Origin of the sequence: Pseudorhodoplanes sp. (assembly GCF_035565795.1) — a bacterium.
Taxonomy (GTDB): domain Bacteria; phylum Pseudomonadota; class Alphaproteobacteria; order Rhizobiales; family Xanthobacteraceae; genus Pseudorhodoplanes.
In genome coordinates, this window is sequence record NZ_DATMRV010000252.1 from 40,821 (window position 1) to 59,993 (window position 19,173).

At 65.5% G+C, this 19,173-nt stretch carries 15 protein-coding genes and 1 pseudogene; 12 read left to right on the forward strand and 4 right to left on the reverse strand.

Translation table 11 applies throughout. The annotated features are described in order from the left end of the window. Positions 1 to 106: 106 nt before the first annotated feature. From mbfA to VNZ93_RS22545, 3 genes and pseudogenes are all read left to right on the forward strand, one after another. Entirely contained in the window at positions 107 to 1,063 is a 957-nt protein-coding gene (mbfA, locus tag VNZ93_RS22535; protein ID WP_325710670.1) for an iron exporter MbfA, read from the forward strand. Continuing rightward, positions 1,063 to 1,950 carry a metallophosphoesterase gene (locus tag VNZ93_RS22540; RefSeq protein WP_325710672.1) on the forward strand — a complete coding sequence of 296 codons (888 nt, stop codon included), beginning with the start codon at positions 1,063 to 1,065 and terminating at the stop codon, positions 1,948 to 1,950. The genes mbfA and VNZ93_RS22540 overlap by 1 nt, the downstream gene beginning before the upstream one ends. A 166-nt stretch (positions 1,951 to 2,116) precedes the next feature. Then, positions 2,117 to 2,293 (forward strand): annotated as a pseudogene (locus VNZ93_RS22545) (Rdx family protein); the annotation flags it as partial. Positions 2,294 to 2,409: 116 nt separating this feature from the next. On the opposite strand, the gene VNZ93_RS22550 reads toward VNZ93_RS22545, so the two are convergent. From VNZ93_RS22550 to ettA, 3 genes are all read right to left on the reverse strand, one after another. Then, positions 2,410 to 3,552: a GGDEF domain-containing protein gene (locus VNZ93_RS22550; protein ID WP_325710674.1), complete on the reverse strand. Its 1,143-nt coding sequence runs from the start codon at positions 3,550 to 3,552 to the stop codon at positions 2,410 to 2,412. 120 nt (positions 3,553 to 3,672) lie between these two features. Next, entirely contained in the window at positions 3,673 to 5,295 is a 1,623-nt protein-coding gene (locus VNZ93_RS22555) for an ABC-F family ATP-binding cassette domain-containing protein (protein WP_325710677.1), read from the reverse strand. 82 nt (positions 5,296 to 5,377) lie between these two features. Then, on the reverse strand, positions 5,378 to 7,030 hold the full coding sequence (gene ettA, locus VNZ93_RS22560; RefSeq protein ID WP_325710680.1) for an energy-dependent translational throttle protein EttA: 1,653 nt from the start codon (positions 7,028 to 7,030) through the stop codon (positions 5,378 to 5,380). 779 nt (positions 7,031 to 7,809) lie between these two features. Here ettA and VNZ93_RS22565 point away from each other — a divergent pair. Beyond that, the gene (locus VNZ93_RS22565) at positions 7,810 to 8,760 is read left to right on the forward strand and encodes a D-2-hydroxyacid dehydrogenase family protein (protein WP_325710683.1); all 951 of its coding nucleotides are present in this window, start codon (positions 7,810 to 7,812) and stop codon (positions 8,758 to 8,760) included. 80 nt (positions 8,761 to 8,840) lie between these two features. On the opposite strand, the gene VNZ93_RS22570 is transcribed toward VNZ93_RS22565, so the two are convergent. Then, on the reverse strand, positions 8,841 to 10,184 hold the full coding sequence (locus VNZ93_RS22570) for a (Fe-S)-binding protein (RefSeq protein WP_325710686.1): 1,344 nt from the start codon (positions 10,182 to 10,184) through the stop codon (positions 8,841 to 8,843). A 276-nt stretch (positions 10,185 to 10,460) separates the two neighbouring features. Between VNZ93_RS22570 and VNZ93_RS22575 the strand changes: the two genes are divergently transcribed. From VNZ93_RS22575 to mnhG, 8 genes are all read left to right on the forward strand, one after another. Next, positions 10,461 to 11,513 (forward strand): LacI family DNA-binding transcriptional regulator, encoded by a 1,053-nt coding sequence (locus tag VNZ93_RS22575; RefSeq protein WP_325710689.1) that lies wholly within the window; start codon positions 10,461 to 10,463, stop codon positions 11,511 to 11,513. A 125-nt stretch (positions 11,514 to 11,638) separates the two neighbouring features. Further along, complete coding sequence (locus tag VNZ93_RS22580; RefSeq protein ID WP_325710692.1) at positions 11,639 to 12,826, forward strand: MFS transporter; 1,188 nt, start codon at positions 11,639 to 11,641, stop codon at positions 12,824 to 12,826. 300 nt (positions 12,827 to 13,126) lie between these two features. Then, positions 13,127 to 16,057 carry a monovalent cation/H+ antiporter subunit A gene (locus VNZ93_RS22585; protein WP_325710696.1) on the forward strand — a complete coding sequence of 977 codons (2,931 nt, stop codon included), beginning with the start codon at positions 13,127 to 13,129 and terminating at the stop codon, positions 16,055 to 16,057. Continuing rightward, positions 16,057 to 16,401, forward strand: coding sequence for a Na+/H+ antiporter subunit C (locus VNZ93_RS22590; protein WP_325710699.1), 345 nt, complete (start codon positions 16,057 to 16,059; stop codon positions 16,399 to 16,401). Before VNZ93_RS22585 ends, VNZ93_RS22590 begins: the two co-directional genes overlap by 1 nt. Continuing rightward, complete coding sequence (locus tag VNZ93_RS22595; protein ID WP_325710701.1) at positions 16,398 to 18,008, forward strand: monovalent cation/H+ antiporter subunit D; 1,611 nt, start codon at positions 16,398 to 16,400, stop codon at positions 18,006 to 18,008. The genes VNZ93_RS22590 and VNZ93_RS22595 overlap by 4 nt, the downstream gene beginning before the upstream one ends. Continuing rightward, positions 18,008 to 18,496: a Na+/H+ antiporter subunit E gene (locus VNZ93_RS22600; protein WP_325710935.1), complete on the forward strand. Its 489-nt coding sequence runs from the start codon at positions 18,008 to 18,010 to the stop codon at positions 18,494 to 18,496. The genes VNZ93_RS22595 and VNZ93_RS22600 overlap by 1 nt, the downstream gene beginning before the upstream one ends. Next, complete coding sequence (locus tag VNZ93_RS22605; RefSeq protein WP_325710703.1) at positions 18,493 to 18,774, forward strand: K+/H+ antiporter subunit F; 282 nt, start codon at positions 18,493 to 18,495, stop codon at positions 18,772 to 18,774. Before VNZ93_RS22600 ends, VNZ93_RS22605 begins: the two co-directional genes overlap by 4 nt. Next, a complete protein-coding gene (gene mnhG / locus VNZ93_RS22610; protein WP_325710706.1) occupies positions 18,771 to 19,172 on the forward strand; it encodes a monovalent cation/H(+) antiporter subunit G in 402 nt (133 codons plus the stop codon). Before VNZ93_RS22605 ends, mnhG begins: the two co-directional genes overlap by 4 nt. Position 19,173 lies beyond the last annotated feature (1 nt).

The following is a 19,173-nucleotide window of genomic DNA, read 5'->3' on the forward strand; positions in this document are numbered from 1 at the left end:
GCATGCCGCCTTGTCGCACGGCCCCGCCGATTCGGCCTACCGCCCCCTTGTAGATTAGAAATATTCTAATATACGTAGCCTGCTGGCCGCAGCCCCGGAGCCCCACATGAAGGCCTTCTCCGACTTGACCGAGCAGGAAATTCTGGCGCTTGCCATCTCCAACGAGGAGGAGGACAGCCGGATCTATCTGGGCTTCGCGGAGCGGCTTCGCGCGACCTTCCCGGCCACCGCGGCCATGTTCCGCGACATGGCGGCCGAGGAGGTCACCCACCGCACGCGGCTGTTCGATCTCTACCGGGAGAAATTCGGTGACTATCTGCCGCTGGTCCGCCGACAGGACGTCAGGGGTTTCACCGCCAAGCACCCGCTCTGGCTCGCTCCGGAACTGGCGCCGGAAGACACGCGCAAATATGCCGAGACGATGGAATACGAAGCCGGCCGGTTCTACCGCAAGGCGGCCGAACAGACACGCGACGCCTCGACCCGGCAATTGCTGATCGAACTGGCGGAAGCCGAACTCGACCACGAGCATCTGGCACGCCAGCTCGACCGCAGCATCCTCGCTTCCGACGCCCGCAGCAAGGAAGCCGACACCGCGCGGCGCATCTTCGTGCTGCAGTATGTGCAACCGGGCCTTGCCGGGCTGATGGACGGCTCGGTGTCGACGCTGGCACCGTTGTTCGCCGCCGCCTTTGCCACCCACAATACCTGGGAAACCTTCCTGGTCGGGCTCGCCGCATCGGTCGGCGCCGGCATCTCGATGGGCTTTGCCGAGGCGCTGTCGGACGACGGCTCGCTGACCGGGCGCGGGACGCCGTGGATTCGCGGCACCATCTGCGGGGTGATGACGGCGGCGGGCGGGCTCGGCCACACGCTGCCCTACCTCATTCCGGACTTCTGGACTGCGACAACCATGGCGGTGCTGGTCGTGGTGCTTGAACTCGCCGCAATCTCGTATATCCGCTACCGTTACATGGATACGCCACTGCTCCGTGCGGCGTTCCAGATCGTCGTCGGCGGTGTGCTTGTGTTTCTTGCAGGAATTGTGATCGGCAGTTCGTAATGGGTTCTTTCGTTCTGGCGCATCTGTCGGATGCGCATCTCGCACCGCTGCCGCAGCCCGGATGGCTCGACCTCGCCAGCAAGCGCATCACCGGCTATCTCAACTGGCAGCGCAAGCGACGCTTCATCCACGACCCGGCGGTGCTGGAAGCGATCGTCGCGGATCTGCGCGCGGCGGAACCCGACCATGTGGCGATGACCGGCGACGTCATCAATCTCGGGCTGCGCGAGGAATTTGTCCGCGGCCGCGCCTGGCTCAACATGCTCGGCAGCCCGGACAGGGTGAGCCTGGTGCCCGGCAATCACGATATCTACGTTCCGGAAGCCGCACGCATGCTGCCGGCCTGGCGTCATTTCATGGACAGCGACGAGCCGGGCTTCGCCTTGCCCTATGTCCGCCGCCGCGGCCCGCTCGCCATTATCGGCGTCACCAGCGGCGTGCCGACGGCGCCGTTTCTGGCGACCGGCTGGATCGGCGGCGAACAACTGGCGCGGCTGCGGCACCACCTCATCGAGCAGAAGCAGCGTGGCGCGTTCCGCGTCGTGCTGATCCATCATCCGCCGGTCAGCGACGCCGGCAACAGCAAGCGGCTGCTCGACGCCTCGGTCTTCCTGCGGGTGATCGCGGAAGCCGGCGCCGAACTGGTGCTGCACGGGCACGATCACATCCATTCCCTCGTACGCCTGAAAGGGCCGGACGGCACGGTACCGGCAATGGGCGTCCCCTCGGCTTCCGCCGCGCCGGGGGGCACCTGGATGCCCGCCGCCTACAATCTCTATCGCATCGGCGGTGCTCCCGGCGCCTGGACCTGCCACGCGATTTCGCGCGGCATCGGCGCCGACGGCGCTGTCGACGAGATCGGCCGCATCGACGTATTGGCGGAGTGAGCGCCGGTGCCCGGGCATCGATCGGCGGGTATTACCGGGCGTTGCGCGGCATAGACGCGGCCCTTGCAATCACCGCCTCCGCTCTTACGTCTTTGCCGCACGCACCACAGGCCAGTCCATGAAAGTCGCCATCCGTTATTGCGGCAGTTGAGGCTACGAACCGAGAGCCCTCCGTGCGGGGGCCCGATTGCGCGAACGTGCCGGTGCCGATGTCGAACTCGTCCGCTCCTCGGGCGGCGTGTTCGAGATCACCGTCGACGGCGTGCTGAAATTCTCCAAGCAGGCGCTCGGCCGCTTTCCCACCGATGCGGAGATCGACGCGCTGGCGTCCTCCCGCTCCTGAAGGGGTCGTCTCCGGTCCGTTTCCGGGCAAATCACGCCCTCGCCCGACCCGAGGGGAGGCAGTGTTTTTGGCGTGACGAAGCGCGTCACTCGGGAATTCGGGTTTGACCCGCGCCGTCAGGCGGCAGCGGCCTGTTCGATGCGGTTGCGTCCCGCCTTCTTGGCGCGATAGAGCCCGGCATCGGCCGCCTTCATCAGCGCATCCATATCGCTTGGCCCCGACATGCTGTGGGCGACGCCGCCGCTCAGCGTCACCCGGAAGCGAGCCTCGTGGCTGACGATGTCCTGCGCCGCGATGGTGCTGCGTACGCGCTCGATCACCTCCAGCGCGCTGGCAGCCGAAGTGCGCGGCAGGATGGCGGCAAATTCCTCGCCGCCGATGCGGGCGACGAAATCCGACGCGCGCAACGTCCGGATGATCGTCCTGGCGCAGGCGCACAGCGCCGCATCGCCCGCGGCATGTCCATAGCGGTCGTTGACGACCTTGAAGTGATCGATATCGAGAATGACGACGGCGAACGCCGCTTGCCCTTCGAGATACTTCTTCAACTGGTTCTCGAAAGCGCGGCGATTGTAGAGGCCGGTCAATGGATCGCGCAGCGCCGCCTCGCGCAGATCGATGGCGCTGCGCTCATAGGCGATGGAGAGCGCGAAGGCACCGCTCGCCGTCGTATGGAACAGCGCGCCGAACACACCGGCCAGCAACATCGGATCTTCGGGCAGGAAATTGGTGATGGCGCTGTTGAGCATCAGCCCCTGCACCACCCGCGCGGCGAAGCCGCCGGCAAGCAGGCCATAGGCGGCGACGAGACCATAACGCGACAGCAGCCGGTCCTGGCGGTCGCGGAAGAATTCGTAGCAGGTCGCCGCCGAAATGATCATCATCACACCGTTGATGATGGCGAAGCGCTGCCAGTGGCTGAGCATCTCTGGCATGATGTAAAGGCTTGCGGTGAACAACGCCGGCGCGACGACGATGGCGACCGCGGCCGGCCGCCGCCCGAATTGCCGCGCGGCGCACCAGCGGAAACCGACCCCCAGCACCATCAGTGCGTTGGCGGCGACAATCTGCAGGCCGCCGCGATCCTCCGGCAGCAGGATGAAGAACACCATCGAAACCGCGAGCACCAGATTGGCGACGATCCACGAAATCCAGTGGCGCTCGTCCCGCTGGCCGAGCCAGGCGGCATAGAACGCCACCGCGATCACGGCCAGAACGACCGCGTTCGCCGCGAACAGCGCGAAAATGCTCATCCCCATTGCGGATATCTGTGGTGTCGTGACCCACCCCCGGATCGTTTCCGGACGCTAACGGGGTTTCGCTAACATTGCTTTACGCGCTTGCGTAAAGATGTCGCCAACCGCGGTGACGAGGGCGGCTCAGTGCCGCAGTCCGGGCGCTTCCTGGCCGGTACGGGCAACGTACTCGGTGTAGCCGCCGCCATAAGCGTGCACGCCATCCGGCGTCAGCTCCAGCACGCGGTTCGACAATGCCGCGAGAAATCGCCGGTCGTGCGACACGAACAGCATCGTGCCCTCGTAGTCGGCGAGCGCTGCGACGAGCATTTCCTTGGTCGCCATGTCGAGGTGGTTGGTCGGCTCGTCGAGCACCAGGAAATTCGGCGGATCGTAGAGCATCTTCGCCATGACGAGCCGCGCCTTCTCACCGCCGGAGAGCACGCGACAACGCTTCTCCACGTCGTCGCCGGAAAAACCGAAACAGCCGGCAAGCGTGCGCAGCGAGCCCTGGCCCGCCTGTGGAAAAGCGTATTCAAGCTCCTCGAACACGGTGCGCTCACCGTCGAGCAGATCCATGGCGTGCTGGGCGAAATAGCCCAGCCTGACGCTGGCGCCGAGCGCGACAGCGCCGTCGTCGGGGGCGGTCGCACCGGTGACGAGCTTGAGTAACGTCGATTTGCCGGCGCCGTTGATGCCGAGCACGCACCAGCGCTCGCGCCGGCGCACCTGGAAGTCGAGGCCGTCATAGATGCGGCGGCTGCCATAGGTCTTGCGCACGCCCTTGAGCGTCGCGACATCCTCGCCTGAGCGCGGCGCCGGCGGAAAGTCGAACATCACGCTCTGCCGGCGGCGCGGCGGTTCGACGCGGTCGATCTTCTCCAGCTTCTTGACGCGGCTCTGCACCTGCGCCGCATGCGAGGCGCGCGCCTTGAACCGCTCGATGAACCGGATTTCCTTTTCCAGCATCGCCTGCTGACGCTCGAACTGCGCCTGCTGCTGCTTCTCCGCGAGCGCACGCTGCTGCTCGTAGAAATCATAGTCGCCGGAATAGGTGGTGAGCGTACCGCCGTCGATCTCGACGATCTTGCCGACGATGCGGTTCATGAACTCGCGGTCGTGCGAGGTCATCAGCAGCGCGCCGTCATAGCCGTTGAGGAACTGCTCGAGCCAGATCAGGCTTTCCAGATCGAGATGGTTCGACGGCTCGTCGAGCAGCATCGCGTCGGGGCGCATCAGCAGGATGCGGGCGAGCGCGACGCGCATCTTCCAGCCGCCGGACAGCGCGCCGACATCGCCTTCCATCATTTCCTGGCTGAAGCCAAGGCCGGAGAGCACTTCGCGCGCGCGCGCATCGAGCGCATAGCCGTCAAGGTCCTGGAAGCGTGCCTGCACCTCGCCATAACGTTCGAGGATCGCCTCCATCTCGTCGACACGATCCGGGTCGATCATCGCGGCTTCGAGGTCTTTCAGCTCGGCGGCCACCGCGCTGACCGGTCCGGCGCCGTCCATCACCTCGGCGACCGCGCTGCGGCCGGCCATTTCGCCGACGTCCTGACTGAAATAGCCGATTGTGACGCCGCGATCGACGGAGACCTGACCCTCGTCCGGCGGCTCCTGTCCGGCGATCATGCGGAACAGCGTCGTCTTGCCGGCGCCATTGGGGCCGACGAGACCGATCTTCTCGCCCCGTTGCAACGCCGCCGACGCCTCGATGAAGACGATCTGGTGGCCGTTCTGCTTGCTGATATTGTCGAGGCGGATCATGACAGGTCGATCTGAAAACGCGCAACATGCCGGAGCGGATCAGCGCCGGCATGTGCGTGTCGTTAGCTGAAAGGGGACGTCGTCAGCGCGAGAACTTCTTGTACTTGATGCGGTGCGGGATGGTTGAATCCGTACCCAGCCGCCGCATCTTGTCCTGCTCGTAATCCTGGAAGTTGCCTTCGAACCATTCGACATGGCTCTCGCCTTCGAAGGCAAGCATGTGAGTGGCGATGCGGTCGAGAAACCAGCGGTCGTGGCTGATGATGACGGCGCAACCGGCGAAATCCTCCAGCGCCTCTTCCAGCGCGCGCAGCGTATCGACGTCGAGATCGTTGGTCGGCTCGTCGAGCAGCAGCAGGTTGGCGCCGGAGCGCAGCATCTTGGCCAGATGCACGCGGTTGCGCTCGCCGCCCGACAGCGAGCCGACCTTCTTCTGCTGGTCGGCGCCCTTGAAGTTGAACGACGAGCAATAGGCGCGCGAGTTCACTTCCTTCTTGCCGACGAGGATGACATCGTTGCCGCCGGAGATTTCCTCCCAGACGGTCTTGTTGCCGTCGAGCGCGTCGCGCGACTGGTCGACATAGCCGAGCTGCACGCTCTCGCCGATCTTGATCGTGCCCTTGTCCGGCTGCTCCTGCCCGGTGATCATCCTGAACAGCGTGGTCTTGCCGGCGCCGTTCGGGCCGATGACGCCGACAATGCCGCCGGGAGGCAGCTTGAAGGTCAGGTCGTCGATCAGCAGATTGTCGCCGAAGCCCTTGGTCAGCCCGTCGAAGTCGACGACATTGTTGCCAAGCCGCTCGGTGACGGGAATGGTGATCTGCGCCACGGTGTTGACCTTGGCGTTCGCCACCTTGAGCAGGTCCTCGTAGCGCTGATAGCGCGCCTTCGACTTTGCTTGCCGCGCCTTCGGCGACGAAGCGATCCACTCCTGCTCGCGCTCGAGTGTGCGCCGGCGCGCCTCGTCCTCGCGGCCTTCCTGTTCCAGCCGCTTCTGCTTCTGCTGCAGCCAGGAGGAATAGTTGCCCTCATAGGGAATGCCGCGGCCGTGATCGAGTTCGAGAATCCAGCCGGTGACGTTGTCGAGGAAGTAGCGGTCGTGGGTGACGATCAGGATCGCGCCCGGATAGTCGCGCAGGTGGCCTTCCAGCCAGTTCACGCTCTCGGCATCGAGATGGTTGGTCGGCTCGTCGAGCAGCAACAGGTCCGGCTTGTCGAGCAGCAGCTTGCACAGCGCGACGCGCCGGCGCTCGCCGCCGGAGAGCTTGGTGACGTCGGCATCGTCCGGCGGACAGCGCAGCGCGTCCATGGCCAGATCGACCTGCGAGTCGAGATCCCACAGGCCCTGCGCCTCGATCTCGTCCTGCAGCTTCGCCATCTCGTCGGCGGTCTCGTCGGAGTAGTTGACGGCGAGTTCGTTGTATCGGTCGAGCAGCGCCTTCTTGGCGGCGACGCCTTCCATGACGTTCTCGCGGACGGTTTTCTCCGGATCGAGTTTCGGCTCCTGTTCGAGATAGCCGACGCGCGCGCCTTCCGCGACCCAGCCGTCGCCGGTGAATTCGGTATCGATACCGGCCATGATCCGCAGCAGCGTCGATTTGCCGGCGCCGTTGACGCCGAGCACGCCGATCTTGGCATCCGGGTAGAACGACAGATTGACGTTATCGAGAACCTTCTTGCCGGCAGGATAGGCCTTGGTCAGGCCCCGCATGTGGTAAATGAACTGACGGCTCATCTCTTCCTCTTGCTGTCGTCGCGTCGTGCCAAATCGGGCGCAGGGTCAGGCGCGGGTGCGTCCGGCGCGGTTCCATGTGCGCACTGTCGGGGGATCGGGGGCTGATGTAGCCACCATGGTTCCAAAGCGCAAGCGAGCGGCGTCGCAGGGACGGCGCGGCTGTCGCGACGGCGCGCATCCGGCGGTCCTCGGGTTGCTGCCGCAATCAATCCTGCGCAGCGCCACGGAACCTGTCGCTTTCCGACAACATGTCAGCAAAATGAGCCGCTTAAACGCTGCGGCAACATGCCGACGGAGCACGGGAAAAGACGTCGTTAATACGCCGCCGCTAGGGTCTCTGCAGTGAACCACGTCGGGGCACGGGACGGCCCGGCGACGGCAGGGTTCAGAGAGTAGCTGCCGCGCGCTGCAATGGCGCGGCAGGGCGTATCCGGGGAAGACCTTCATGCGTGCGATCATCAGGACGGCTCCCGCCATCATCGATCATCTGCCACGGACCTTGACGGGGCTGGCGACAAAGGCCGAGTTCGCTTTGCGGCAGATCTGGCGCCGCCTCGCCCACCCCTACAGACCGGAGCAGCACTATATGCGCGGGCCGGGCCCCAAATCCCGCGCCAAGGATGTGGCTCCCGCCGGTCGAACGGATCGCACCCGCCGCCGGCGCTAGCATACGCCCCCTCCCTTTGCCGGACTGACGCGGCTGCCCAGCCCGTCTATGGTACTGCGCCGCGGCCGGTCGGTTCGGTGCCGCCCGGCTGAATCACGAGGGGGCCTCAATCATGCGCGCCGCAATTCTCGACGACTATCAGAATGTCGCTTTGTCGCTTGCCGACTGGTCGGCGGTGGCCGGCGACGTCGAGACCGTGGTGTTCAACCGCCCCTTCGCCGGCGAAGCAGAGACGATCGCAGCGCTGCAAGGTTTCGCCATCATCGTCGGCATGCGCGAGCGCACGCCGTTCCCCCGCCGGGTGATCGAGGCGTTGCCCGACCTGAAACTGCTGATCACCACTGGCGCCAAGAACAACTCCTTCGACGTGAAAGCCGCCGCCGAGCATGGCGTCATCGTCTGCGGCACCGGCACCGTCGGCACGCCGACCACCGGTATCGCCTTCGGCCTGATCCTCGAACTGACCCGTCGCATCGGCTTCGAGAATGCCCGGCTGAAGGCGGGCGAACCGTGGCAGGTCACGATCGGCCAGGACCTCGAAGGGCTGACGCTGGGCATCGTCGGCCTCGGCAAACTCGGCCAGCGCGTCGCTGCCGTCGCCAGCGCTTTCGGCATGCGGGTGATCGCCTGGAGCCAGAACCTGACCGCGGAGAAGGCTGCTGCCGTCGGTGTCGCCGCCGTCGGCAAGGACGAGCTGTTTCGCAACAGCGATATCGTGACGATCCATTACGCGCTGTCGGAGCGCTCGCGCGGCCTCGTCAGCGGCGCCGATCTGGCGCTGATGAAACCCACCGCACTCCTCGTCAACACCGCGCGGGCGCCGATCGTCGATCAGGCGGCGCTGCTCGAGGCGCTGCAGGCGAAGCGCATCGCCGGCGCCGGCCTCGATGTGTTCGAGAGCGAGCCGCTGCCGCGTGACCATCCCTATCGCAAGCTCGACAATGTCGTGCTGACGCCGCATCTCGGTTATGTCAGCGAACAGAACTATCGCGTCTATTTCCGCGATGCGGTCGAGAACATCCGCGCCTTCCTGGACGGCAAGCCGATACGGGTGATCAGCTAGCGCGGTTTCGAGCGAAACGGACATGGCGCGACGTCGGCGCCGCCGACGTCGGGTCTTGCCACAAGACGACGCGCGATCTGTCAGCCGCCGCGCAGTGGCAGCGGCTGTTCGGCGAGCATGGCGTTTGCCACCGCGCGGTGCGCGACGTCGGGCTTGAGGCCGTGCTCGGCGATCAGGTCCTTGCAGTCGTTCACGATGGCGTCGGCGTCCTGCATGATCTTCAGCCGCTTGAAATGGTCTTCCTCGTGCAGGCCCATGCTGGCGCCGATGATCTCCAGCACGTTGAGGATGCGGAACGGCCAGTCGCGCTCATGCGCGCACAGTTCGCGGTGATCGACGTGATAGACCGCGACCAGCGCATCGACGCCGGCGGCTTCCGCGGCTTCCAGCTCCTCGCGCTGCAGCTTGCGCTTGTAGTCGGGCAGCGCGCCGAGCGCATGGCTCATCAGGCCGATTGCCGGCTGGTCGAGATCGACGATCTCGATGCCCGGCACGGCATTGAGCAGCCGCTCCGTTGCTTCCACCACGCCCTTGACGCCGGGGTGGCGATGCAGCGCGATGCGCATCGGCACCGCCTGCCGCAGCTTCGGCCGTAGCGCCTCCATCCGCTCGGCGAGGAACAGCATGAACGGCGTCATCTCGAACGGCCGCGTACCGCGGATCTGCTCCAGCGCCGGCAGCGTCGTCTCGGTCATCTGTACGTGGCAGCTCGGGCACCAGGACAAGACGCCGGCCTTGCCTTCCGACAGCTTGTCGATGGTGTTGGCGCCGACATTGCCGGACATTTCGGTGTCGCCGGTGCGCAACTGGATGACGCCGCAGCAATGCGTGGTGCCGCCCATCACCTGATAGGTGACGCCGAGTTCATCCATGATGTCGAGCGCCAGCAGCGCGATATGCGGCGTCTTGAGCACGTTGCAGCCGGTATAGAACACGAAGTCCGGCTTCTCGCCGGGCTTCGCCGTCGAGCCATGGCCGAGCCGGTCCCTGGTGCGCTGGCCGAGCCGGGTAAGCTCCTCGGCGGAGAGCTGCAGACGCGGCAGCGCATTGGCGCCTTCCGCCATGGTGCGGAAATTGGTGACGCCGCGCTTGCGCAGGTCGGCGAGCGGGCTCGTATGCTTGGCCACGGCGACGCGCGCCATCGCCAGCAGGAAGCGCATATTGACGCCGTAGTCGCAGGCGTCGATGCAGTCGCCGCTCAGCGCGCAGCCCTTCGCCCAGCGCTTGGCTACATCGCTGCCCTCGCCGTGGCGGACCAGATCGAGCACGCCGGCAACCACCTCGCCGGGCTTAGCCTCCGCGTCTACCGCGCCCGCCGCATCGACGATCGGACACACCTCGTAACACTTGCCGCACAGCGTGCAGGCATCGAGCATCTGCTCCGTCCGCGCCGCCAGCGCGGTTTCAAAGGTCTGCTCGGTCATCGTCCCGCTCCCTTGATTGCGCCCGCCCGCATTACATTTCTCGCAGAGGCCGGCGCCGCGATGCGTCGACCTGGCGGTGCCAGCCGAGGCTCCCGGCTCCTCGTTCCGCCATCGGCCGATCTACCGGGTGCAGTTCTTCTGCAAACGTTTGCAGAATGCTTTATCCTCCTTATCCTTGTCAATCGGCGTTTCCGCAACGGCGTCAATCCAAGGATGCATCGCGGCTGCCGAACCATGATAGATTGCCGGCCGTTCAATGGAACCAGAGTCAGACGCTTGCGTAAGAAAACCGACCAGCGCGTCACGCTGAAGGACATCGCCAAAGCCGCCAATGTGAACGTGTCCACGGTGTCGCGGGCGCTCGATCCGAATCCGAAGCACAAAGTGTCGTCGGAGCTGGCGGAGCGAATCCGCAAGACCAGCAGTCGGCTCGGCTATCGTCCGAACGCGGCAGCCTATTCGCTGAAGACCAACAGGACGCGGGCGATCGGCGTCATCATTCCCGATATCACCGACCCGATCTTCCCGCCGATCATCCGCGGCATCGAGGACGGGCTGAACCGCCATCACTACATTTCGATCGTCGCCAACACCGATAACGACGTCGAACGCGAAGCCGACGTGCTGGAAAGCCTCAGCGCACGCGGCGTCGACGGGCTGATCCTGGCGACGACCAAGCGGCGCGATTCGATTGCCTCGCAGCTTGCCGGTGACCGCCCCGTCGTCACCATCATCCGCGCGATGGATCACATTCCCTGCTCGTCGGTGACACATGACGAGGACGAAGGCTTCCGCCGCATTCTCGGTCACCTCGCCTCGCTCGGCCACCGTGACGTCGCCACCATCGCCGGCCCGCAGGACGTGTCGACCGGCTTCATGCGCTACAGCTCCTTCGTGCGCTACTGCAAGACCTTCGAAATCAACGAGGACGGCACGCAGGTCGCCTTCGCCCGCACCTTCAGCGAGGACGAGGGCGAACGCTGCACCGAGGAACTGCTGATGAAGGGGCGGCGGTTCACCGCGCTGGTCTGCGCCAACGACCAGCTCGCCATCGGCGCCATCGCCGCGCTGCAGCGCCGCGGCCTAATCTGTCCGCGCGACGTCTCGGTCACCGGTTTCAACGACATGCCGCTCGCCGGCCGGCTGCAGCCGCCGCTGACGACGATCCGCGCGCAGCACCACAAGCTCGGCCTCGAAGCCGCGCAACTCATCCTCGCCGCCTTGCAGGATCCGGAGACCGGCCAGCAGTCGCACCATATCGTGCTGCCGGTCGAACTGGTGGTGCGCGATTCGACTGCCGCTGCGCGCCGGGTCGAGAGCGCATCCTGACATCTGCCCGCGTATGATTCTCGCCGGCCGCAACGCAATGCTGCGCCGCGGAGCCGAACGGGGTCCGGGCCTGTTCAATGTCGCAAATCATGTTAGGCACAGGCGCGACAATCCGGGCCCGCGCAATGCAGAAACAACCAGACTGGACCCAGGTGTGCCTGGTCATCGCCGCCGGCGTCGTCGGTGCGGCGCAGATTGGCAAGGTGGCAATCGCCATTCCCGCCTTGCGCGAGCAACTTGACCTCAGCCTCGTCGCGGTATCGTGGATTTTCGGCGCCTATGCGATCCTCGGCGCTTTCGGCGGCCTCGGCGCCGGCATGGTCGTGGCGCGGTTTCCGATGCGCGCCGCCACCATCGCGGCGATCGCGCTGATCGGCATCGGCAATCTCATCGGCGCCGCCGCGCATGGCGCGACGCTGCTGCTGGTCAGCCGCATGGTCGAGGGCGTCGGTTTTCTCTGTCTGGTGATTTCCGGTCCGACCCTGCTGCGCAACATGTCGCTCGGGCGTCATCAGGACATCGTGTTCGCCTGCTGGGCCGCCTATATCCCGGTCGGCACGGCAATCATGATGTTTGTCGGCCCCTCGATCCTGCGCACCGGCTGGCAGGCCCTGTGGCTTACCAATGCCGCGTTGGCTGCGGGTCTCGTCGTGCTGATGCTGGTCCTGCGGCCGGCACCGCAGCCGACACGGCGGGCCGTCGTCAAGCCGCCGCTGACCGAGCTTGCCGAACTGCTCAAATCCGGCGGGCCGCCGCTGCTCGCCTGCGCCTTCACGCTCTACGCCATCCAGTATTACGCGCTGAGCACCTTCCTGCCGATCCTGCTGGTCGAGCGCATGGGCCTGTCGCTCGACACGGCCGGCACGATCTCGGCGCTCGCGGTGCTCGCCAACGGCGCCGGCAATATCGCCGCCGGCTTCATCCTCCGCTTCGGCGCGCCGCTGTGGGGCATCGCCGGCGCAGTCTTCGTCACCGTCGGTCTGACGGGCTTCGGCGTCTTCAGTCCCGGCCTGCCGACCATCATCGTCGCGGCTGCGGCAGCGCTCGGCCTGGCGGTGACCGCGCTACTGCCCGCTTCGGTGATTGCCAGCGCGCCGCGGCTCGCGCCGACGACCGGCCAGTTGGCGCTGACCATGGGGCTGATCCAGCAGGCGGCGGCAATCGGCCAGTTCGCCGGACCGGTGATGCTCGCAACCTGGGTCGAGCATTTCGACTGGAACGGCGCGACCTGGCTGTTTCTGGCGATCGCCCTTGTCGGCCTTATCATCGTCGCGGCGCTGCGCCGGATCATGCGCGGCGTTCAAGCCGCGTGAGAGCCGTCAACCCGTCGCTACCGCGATGCATATTTGTCGCGGTCTCCATGATGATCGACGCTTGACTTGACGCCGCCGATCCCGATTGTCCGTCATGGTCGAAGCTGCACGAGCACCCGCCAAGCGGCTTTCCAGACATCACTGCCGTGCGATAAAGCCCCGGTTCCAGCACCGGCGCGGGACGACCGCAAAGCCGTTTGCAAAAGCGGCAGAACATCCAGATGGATGCTTGCTGGACAAGGCCGTCGGCAGCCATACTGAGCAGGAGATATTTCCTCCCGCAAGCCTGAGAACGAGCCTTTGCCGACTGCGGACAGCACCCTTCTGACCATCCTCACAGTGCTTCCCTTCGCCGGCAGCCTGATCGCCGGCTTTTTTCGTCCCAACGGCCGCAAGGCGGAAGCGTGGCTGGCCGGCGCAGTGTCGATCGCGGCGCTGGCAATCGTCCTATGGTACTACCCGAATGTCGCGGCCGGCGATGTTATCCGCAGCGAAATCGCCTGGATTCCCGAATATGGCTTGACGCTGTCGTTCCGGATGGACGGCTTTGCCTGGATGTTCGCGGGACTGATTTCCGCCTTCGGGTTCCTCGTCGTTCTCTATGCGCGATATTACATGTCGTCGGACGACCCGGTGCCGCGCTTCTTTTCGTTCCTGCTGGCGTTCATGGGCGCGATGCTCGGCGTGGTGCTGTCGGGCAACCTGATCCAGCTCGTGCTGTTCTGGGAACTGACCAGCCTGTTCTCGTTCCTGTTGATCGGCTACTGGCACCACAATGCCAGCGCCCGTGACGGCGCGCGCGTCGCGCTGACGGTGACGGCGGCCGGCGGGCTCTGCCTGTTCGGCGGCGTGTTGATCATCGGCGCCATCGTCGAGAGTTTCGATCTCGACAAGGTTCTGGCGTCGGGCGACATCATCCGCGCGCATCCGCTCTACCTCACCGCGCTGGTGCTGGTATTGCTCGGGGCTCTGACTAAAAGCGCGCAGTTCCCCTTCCATTTCTGGCTGCCGCGCGCGATGGCCGCGCCGACGCCGGTGTCAGCCTATCTGCACTCGGCAACCATGGTGAAAGCCGGCGTATTCCTGCTGGCGCGGCTGTGGCCGGCGCTCGGCGGCACCGATTACTGGCTGTGGATCGTCGGCAGCGCCGGTCTCGCGACCTTCATCATCGGCGCCTATCTGGCGATCTTCCAGCAGGACCTCAAAGGTCTGCTCGCCTATTCGACCATCAGCCACCTCGGGCTGATCACGCTGCTGATCGGCCTTGACCGGCCGCTCGGCATCGTCGCAGCGATCTTCCACATCGCCAACCACGCCACCTTCAAGGCGTCGTTGTTCATGGCCGCCGGCATTATCGACCACGAAACCGGCACGCGGGATATCCGCAAGCTGAGTGGGCTTTATCGATACATGCCGGTCACCGGCACACTGGCAATGGTCGCCGCCGCCGCAATGGCCGGCGTGCCGCTGCTCAACGGCTTTCTCTCCAAGGAGATGTTCTTCGCCGAGACCATCGAAAACCACGACGGCTCGCTGATCGACGATGCGCTGCCCTATATCGTCACCATCGCAAGCATGTTCAGCGTCGCCTATTCGCTGCGCTTCATCCGCGACGTGTTCTTCGGGCCGCCGCCGACCGAACTGCCGCGCATTCCGCACGAGCCGCCGCACTGGATGCGCTTTCCCGTCGAATTGCTGGTGCTGGCGTGCCTCGTCGTCGGCATCGTTCCCGGCTATACGATCGGCCCGTTCCTCGGGCTTGCCGTCCACGCCGTACTCGGCGAGGCAACGCCGTCTTACAGCCTCGCCGTCTGGCATGGCTTTACGTTTCCGCTGCTGATGAGCACCGTCGCTTTCGTCGGCGGCGTGGCGCTGTATTTCGTCCTGCAGCCTTATCTGGCAAAGGGCGAGGAAGGGGCGCCGCTGCTGCGCCGGCTGAAGAACAAGCGCATCTTCGAGCGGGCGGTCGTCGTCCTCTCCTGGCGCTGGGCGCGCTGGCTGGAGGAACTGCTCGGCACCCGTCGCCTGCAGCCGCAACTGCTGCTGATCGTCTGCATCGCGCTCATGGCCGCCGTGGTGCCGTTCGCGTTGCACGGTTTCCAGTTCGGATCACGGGCCCAGTTGCCTGTCGATCCGGCCTTCGCGCTGGTCTGGGCAGCCGGCCTGACCTGCGCCGTCGGCGCCGCCTACCAGGCCAAATACCACCGGCTCGCGGCGCTGGTCATGCTGGGCGGCGCCGGCTTCGCCACCTGCATCACCTTCGTCTGGCTTTCCGCGCCCGATCTCGCTCTGACGCAGTTGCTGGTCGAGATCGTCACCACGATCCTCATCCTTCTCGGCTTGCGCTGGCTGCCGAAGCGCAACGAGGAAATCCCCGAGGCCAACCCGATCGCGGCACGGCTGCGGCGACTGCGCGACCTCGCCCTGGCGATCGTCGCCGGCGCCGGCATGGCGGCACTCGCCTTCGCGATGATGACGCGGCCGCTCCCCGACAGCATCGCACGGTATTTTCTGCAGCATGCCTATAGCGAGGGTGGCGGCACCAACGTCGTCAATGTCATCCTCGTCGACTTCCGCAGCTTCGATACTTTCGGGGAGATCACCGTCGTCGGCATCGTCGCGCTCACGGTCTATGCGCTGCTGCGCCGTTTCCGTCCGGCGGCGGACAGCGTCGACATTCCCGAACAGCAGCGCAGCGCCGACGGCTCCGTCCCCGCCGGGCAGAAAGAAGCGCATTTCACCGAAGAGATGCTGGTGCCGGCCGTGATCATGAAGCTGCTGTTCCCGGTCATCGTGGTGATCGCGGTTTTCCTGTTCCTGCGCGGCCATAATCTGCCGGGCGGCGGCTTCGTCGCCGGTCTGACCATGGCGCTCGCCATCATCGTCCAGTACATGGCGAGCGGCGCGCGCTGGGTCGAACCGCGGCTGCGCGTGCTGCCGCTGCGCTGGATGGGCTTCGGCCTGTTCGCCGCCGCCTTTACCGGCATCGGAGCGCTCGCCGCCGGCTATCCGTTCCTCACCGCGCGCGCCATTGACGTGCCGTTGCCGCTGATCGGCCCGTTGCATCTGTCGAGCGTCATTCTCTTCGATCTCGGCGTCTTCGCCATGGTGGTGGGCGCCACCGTGCTGATCCTCATCGCACTGGCGCACCAGTCGCTGCGCAGCCACCGGACGCCGCGCACGCCAACGGCGCCGGCGACAACGCCAGCAGTCGGCACCGGGAGCCGCTGATGGAAACCGTCCTGGCGCTCAGCATCGGCGTGCTCACCGCCTCCGGCGTATGGCTGCTGCTGCGGCCGCGCACATTCCAGGTGATCATCGGTCTGTCGCTGCTCTCCTATGCCGTCAACCTGTTCATCTTCAGCATGGGCCGGTTGATGGTCGGCGAACCGCCGGTGCTCGATCCTGGCGGCACCGGCGATCTGAGTAATTACGCCGATCCGCTGCCGCAAGCGCTGATCCTTACCGCCATCGTGATCGGCTTCGCCACCACGGCACTGTTTCTGGTGGTGCTGCTGGCGTCACGCGGCCTGACGCGGACCGACCACGTCGACGGCCGGGAGCCGATGCCATGAGCGGCAGCCACATGCTCCTGATCGTCGCGCCGATCATCATCCCGCTGATCGGGGGGGCGATCTTCCTGTTCCTCGGTGACCGCCGGCACGTTCTCAAGGGCGCGATCAATCTCGCAGCGACGGCGACGGTGCTGGCGCTGGCGATCGTGCTGCTGCGCGTGACAGCCGACGGACCGGTGACCGTGACGCTGCTCGGCAACTGGCAGGCGCCGTTCGGCATCGTGCTGGTGGCGGACCGGTTATCGGCGCTGATGCTGGTGCTGACCGGCATCCTCGCCTTCGCCACGCTGACCTTCTCGCTGGCGCGCTGGCACAGTGCCGGCGCGCACTTCCACTCGCTGTTCCAGTTTCTGCTGATGGGACTGAACGGCGCCTTCCTCACCGGCGACGTGTTCAATCTGTTCGTATTCTTCGAGGTGCTACTCGCCGCCTCTTACGGGCTCGTGCTGCACGCCTCGAATCGCGCCCGCGTCGGCGCCGGGCTGCATTACATCGCCGTGAACCTCGCCGCCTCGCTGCTGTTCCTGATCGGCGTCAGCCTGATCTACGGCGTCACCGGCACGCTCAACATGGCCGATCTGGCGATCCGCGTCCCCGCTGTCGCCGCCGGCGACCGGGCGCTGCTGGAGGCCGGCGCGGCCATCCTTGGCGTGGCGTTCCTCGTCAAGGCCGGCATGTGGCCGTTGAGTTTCTGGCTGCCCAATACCTATTCGGTGGCCGCGGCGCCGGTTGCCGCCTTCTTCGTCATCATGAGCAAGGTCGGCATCTATATCGTGCTGCGCCTGTCGCTGCTTGCCTTCGGCGAACATGCAGGTGCCCTGGCTCAGTTCGGCGACCCATGGTTGATGGTCGGCGGCATGATGACCATCGTGTTCGGCTCGATCGGCGTGCTCGCATCGCAGGATCTGGCGCGGCTGGCGAGTTTCAACGTGCTGATCTCGTCCGGCACGATGCTGGCGGCGATCGGTCTCGGCGATGTCGGCGTCACCGAGGCGGCGCTGTACTATCTGGTCAATTCGACGCTGGCTATCGCCGCCTTCTTCCTGCTCATCGAGCTCATCGAACGCGGCCGCGCGCCGGGCGCCGACGTGCTGGCCGTGACGATGGAAGCCTATGGCGAGGACCTCGACGAGCCCGAGGAAGAGGTCGGCGTGGTGATCCCGGTCACCATGGCGGTGCTCGGCATCGGCTTCATCTGCTGCGCGCTGCTGCTTTCCGGACAACCGCCCCTTTCCGGCTTCGTCGCCAAATTCGTGCTGCTGGCAGCGTTGTTCCAGATTCCGGGACCGGAGGTCGACGGCTTCACCGTGGCATCCTCCTGGGCGCTGATCGCGTTGCTGCTGATCTCCGGCCTGGCCGGCGTCGTGGCCATGGCGCGTGCCGGCATCCGCACTTTCTGGCTGCCGCTCGACAACACCATTCCGCGGGTGCGCGTCATCGAGATGGCGCCGATCGTCGTGCTGCTGGCGTTGTGCATCATACTGACGGTGCAGGCCGGGCCGGTGATGCGTTTCATGCGTGACACCGCGCAGAGTCTGCACGTACCGCAGGATTACGTGCGCAACGTCGTCTCGACCCCGCGTCTGCCGACGGGAGAACAGCGATGATGGCGCGCCTGCTTCCCTATCCGCGCATGTCGCTCAGCCTGCTCGCGCTCTGGCTGCTGCTCAACCAGTCGCTTGAGGCCGGCCAGATCGCCCTTGGCTTCGTTCTGGCGGTCATCGCGCCTTTCACCCTGAAAACGCTGGAAGTGCCGCGGACGGCGGTGCGGCGTCCGGCCGCCATCCTGCGACTGGGCTGGCGGGTCTTCGTCGATATCGTCCGCTCCAATATCGCCGTTGCCCGGATCATCCTGCTGCCGAAGCAGAAGCGCCTCACCTCCGGCTTCGTCACCATTCCGCTGGCCCTGCGCAACACCAACGGCATGGCAGTACTTGCCTGCATCATCACCGCCACGCCCGGCACGATCTGGGTGCATGTCGATCCGGACAGCGGCCAGTTGATGATCCATGTACTCGACCTGATCGACGAAGACGCCTGGATCGCATCGATCAAGAACCGGTACGAAAGTCTGCTGCTGGAGATTTTCGAATGAGCATGGCGATCCTCGGCTGGTCGATCATCATTTCGCAGATTCTGCTGGCCCTCGCGATGGCCTGCGCGACCGTGCGGATCCTGATCGGCCCGCGTGCCCAAGATCGGGTGCTGGCGCTCGACGCGCTGTATGTCAGCGGCATGCTGCTGATGCTGACCTTCGGCATCCGCACCGGCAGCGTGATATATTTCGACGTGGCGCTGCTGATCGCCGTGCTCGGCTTCGTCGGTACCGCGGCCTTCGCAAAATTCCTGATGCGCGGCGAGGTGATCGAATGACCGTCGCCGCCGACATTCCGGCCTGGGTTGCGCTGACGACGGCCGCACTGCTGCTCGTCGGTGCCGGTCTGACGATCACCGGCACGCTCGGCCTGTTGCGGCTGGACAATTTCTACAAGCGCGTCCATGCGCCGACGCTGGGCAGTACATTGGGCGCAGGCCTGGTCCTCATCGCCTCGATGATCTGGTTCACGACGCTACAGACGCGACTTGTCATCCACGAAGTGCTGATCGCCGTCTTCATGACGGTGACGACGCCGGTCACTCTGATGCTGCTGGTGCGCGCCGCCTTCTCCCGCGACCAGAAAGCCAAAGAAGCCCACGATATCCTGGATGCGCAAGGCAAGGTCCAGGACGCTCCGGAGAATCGGCACGGCCGCGCGTCAGAGCCGTCCTGAC

What these genes read in the sequence shown, in the direction of transcription:
- mbfA (WP_325710670.1), top strand. Translation starts at nt 107, where the DNA reads ATGAAGGCCTTCTCCGACTTGACCGAGCAGGAAATTCTGGCGCTTGCC.
- VNZ93_RS22540 (WP_325710672.1), top strand. Translation starts at nt 1,063, where the DNA reads ATGGGTTCTTTCGTTCTGGCGCATCTGTCGGATGCGCATCTCGCACCG.
- VNZ93_RS22550 (WP_325710674.1), bottom strand. Translation starts at nt 3,552, where the DNA reads ATGGGGATGAGCATTTTCGCGCTGTTCGCGGCGAACGCGGTCGTTCTG.
- VNZ93_RS22555 (WP_325710677.1), bottom strand. Translation starts at nt 5,295, where the DNA reads ATGATCCGCCTCGACAATATCAGCAAGCAGAACGGCCACCAGATCGTC.
- ettA (WP_325710680.1), bottom strand. Translation starts at nt 7,030, where the DNA reads ATGAGCCGTCAGTTCATTTACCACATGCGGGGCCTGACCAAGGCCTAT.
- VNZ93_RS22565 (WP_325710683.1), top strand. Translation starts at nt 7,810, where the DNA reads ATGCGCGCCGCAATTCTCGACGACTATCAGAATGTCGCTTTGTCGCTT.
- VNZ93_RS22570 (WP_325710686.1), bottom strand. Translation starts at nt 10,184, where the DNA reads ATGACCGAGCAGACCTTTGAAACCGCGCTGGCGGCGCGGACGGAGCAG.
- VNZ93_RS22580 (WP_325710692.1), top strand. Translation starts at nt 11,639, where the DNA reads ATGCAGAAACAACCAGACTGGACCCAGGTGTGCCTGGTCATCGCCGCC.
- VNZ93_RS22590 (WP_325710699.1), top strand. Translation starts at nt 16,057, where the DNA reads ATGGAAACCGTCCTGGCGCTCAGCATCGGCGTGCTCACCGCCTCCGGC.
- VNZ93_RS22595 (WP_325710701.1), top strand. Translation starts at nt 16,398, where the DNA reads ATGAGCGGCAGCCACATGCTCCTGATCGTCGCGCCGATCATCATCCCG.
- VNZ93_RS22600 (WP_325710935.1), top strand. Translation starts at nt 18,008, where the DNA reads ATGGCGCGCCTGCTTCCCTATCCGCGCATGTCGCTCAGCCTGCTCGCG.
- VNZ93_RS22605 (WP_325710703.1), top strand. Translation starts at nt 18,493, where the DNA reads ATGAGCATGGCGATCCTCGGCTGGTCGATCATCATTTCGCAGATTCTG.
- mnhG (WP_325710706.1), top strand. Translation starts at nt 18,771, where the DNA reads ATGACCGTCGCCGCCGACATTCCGGCCTGGGTTGCGCTGACGACGGCC.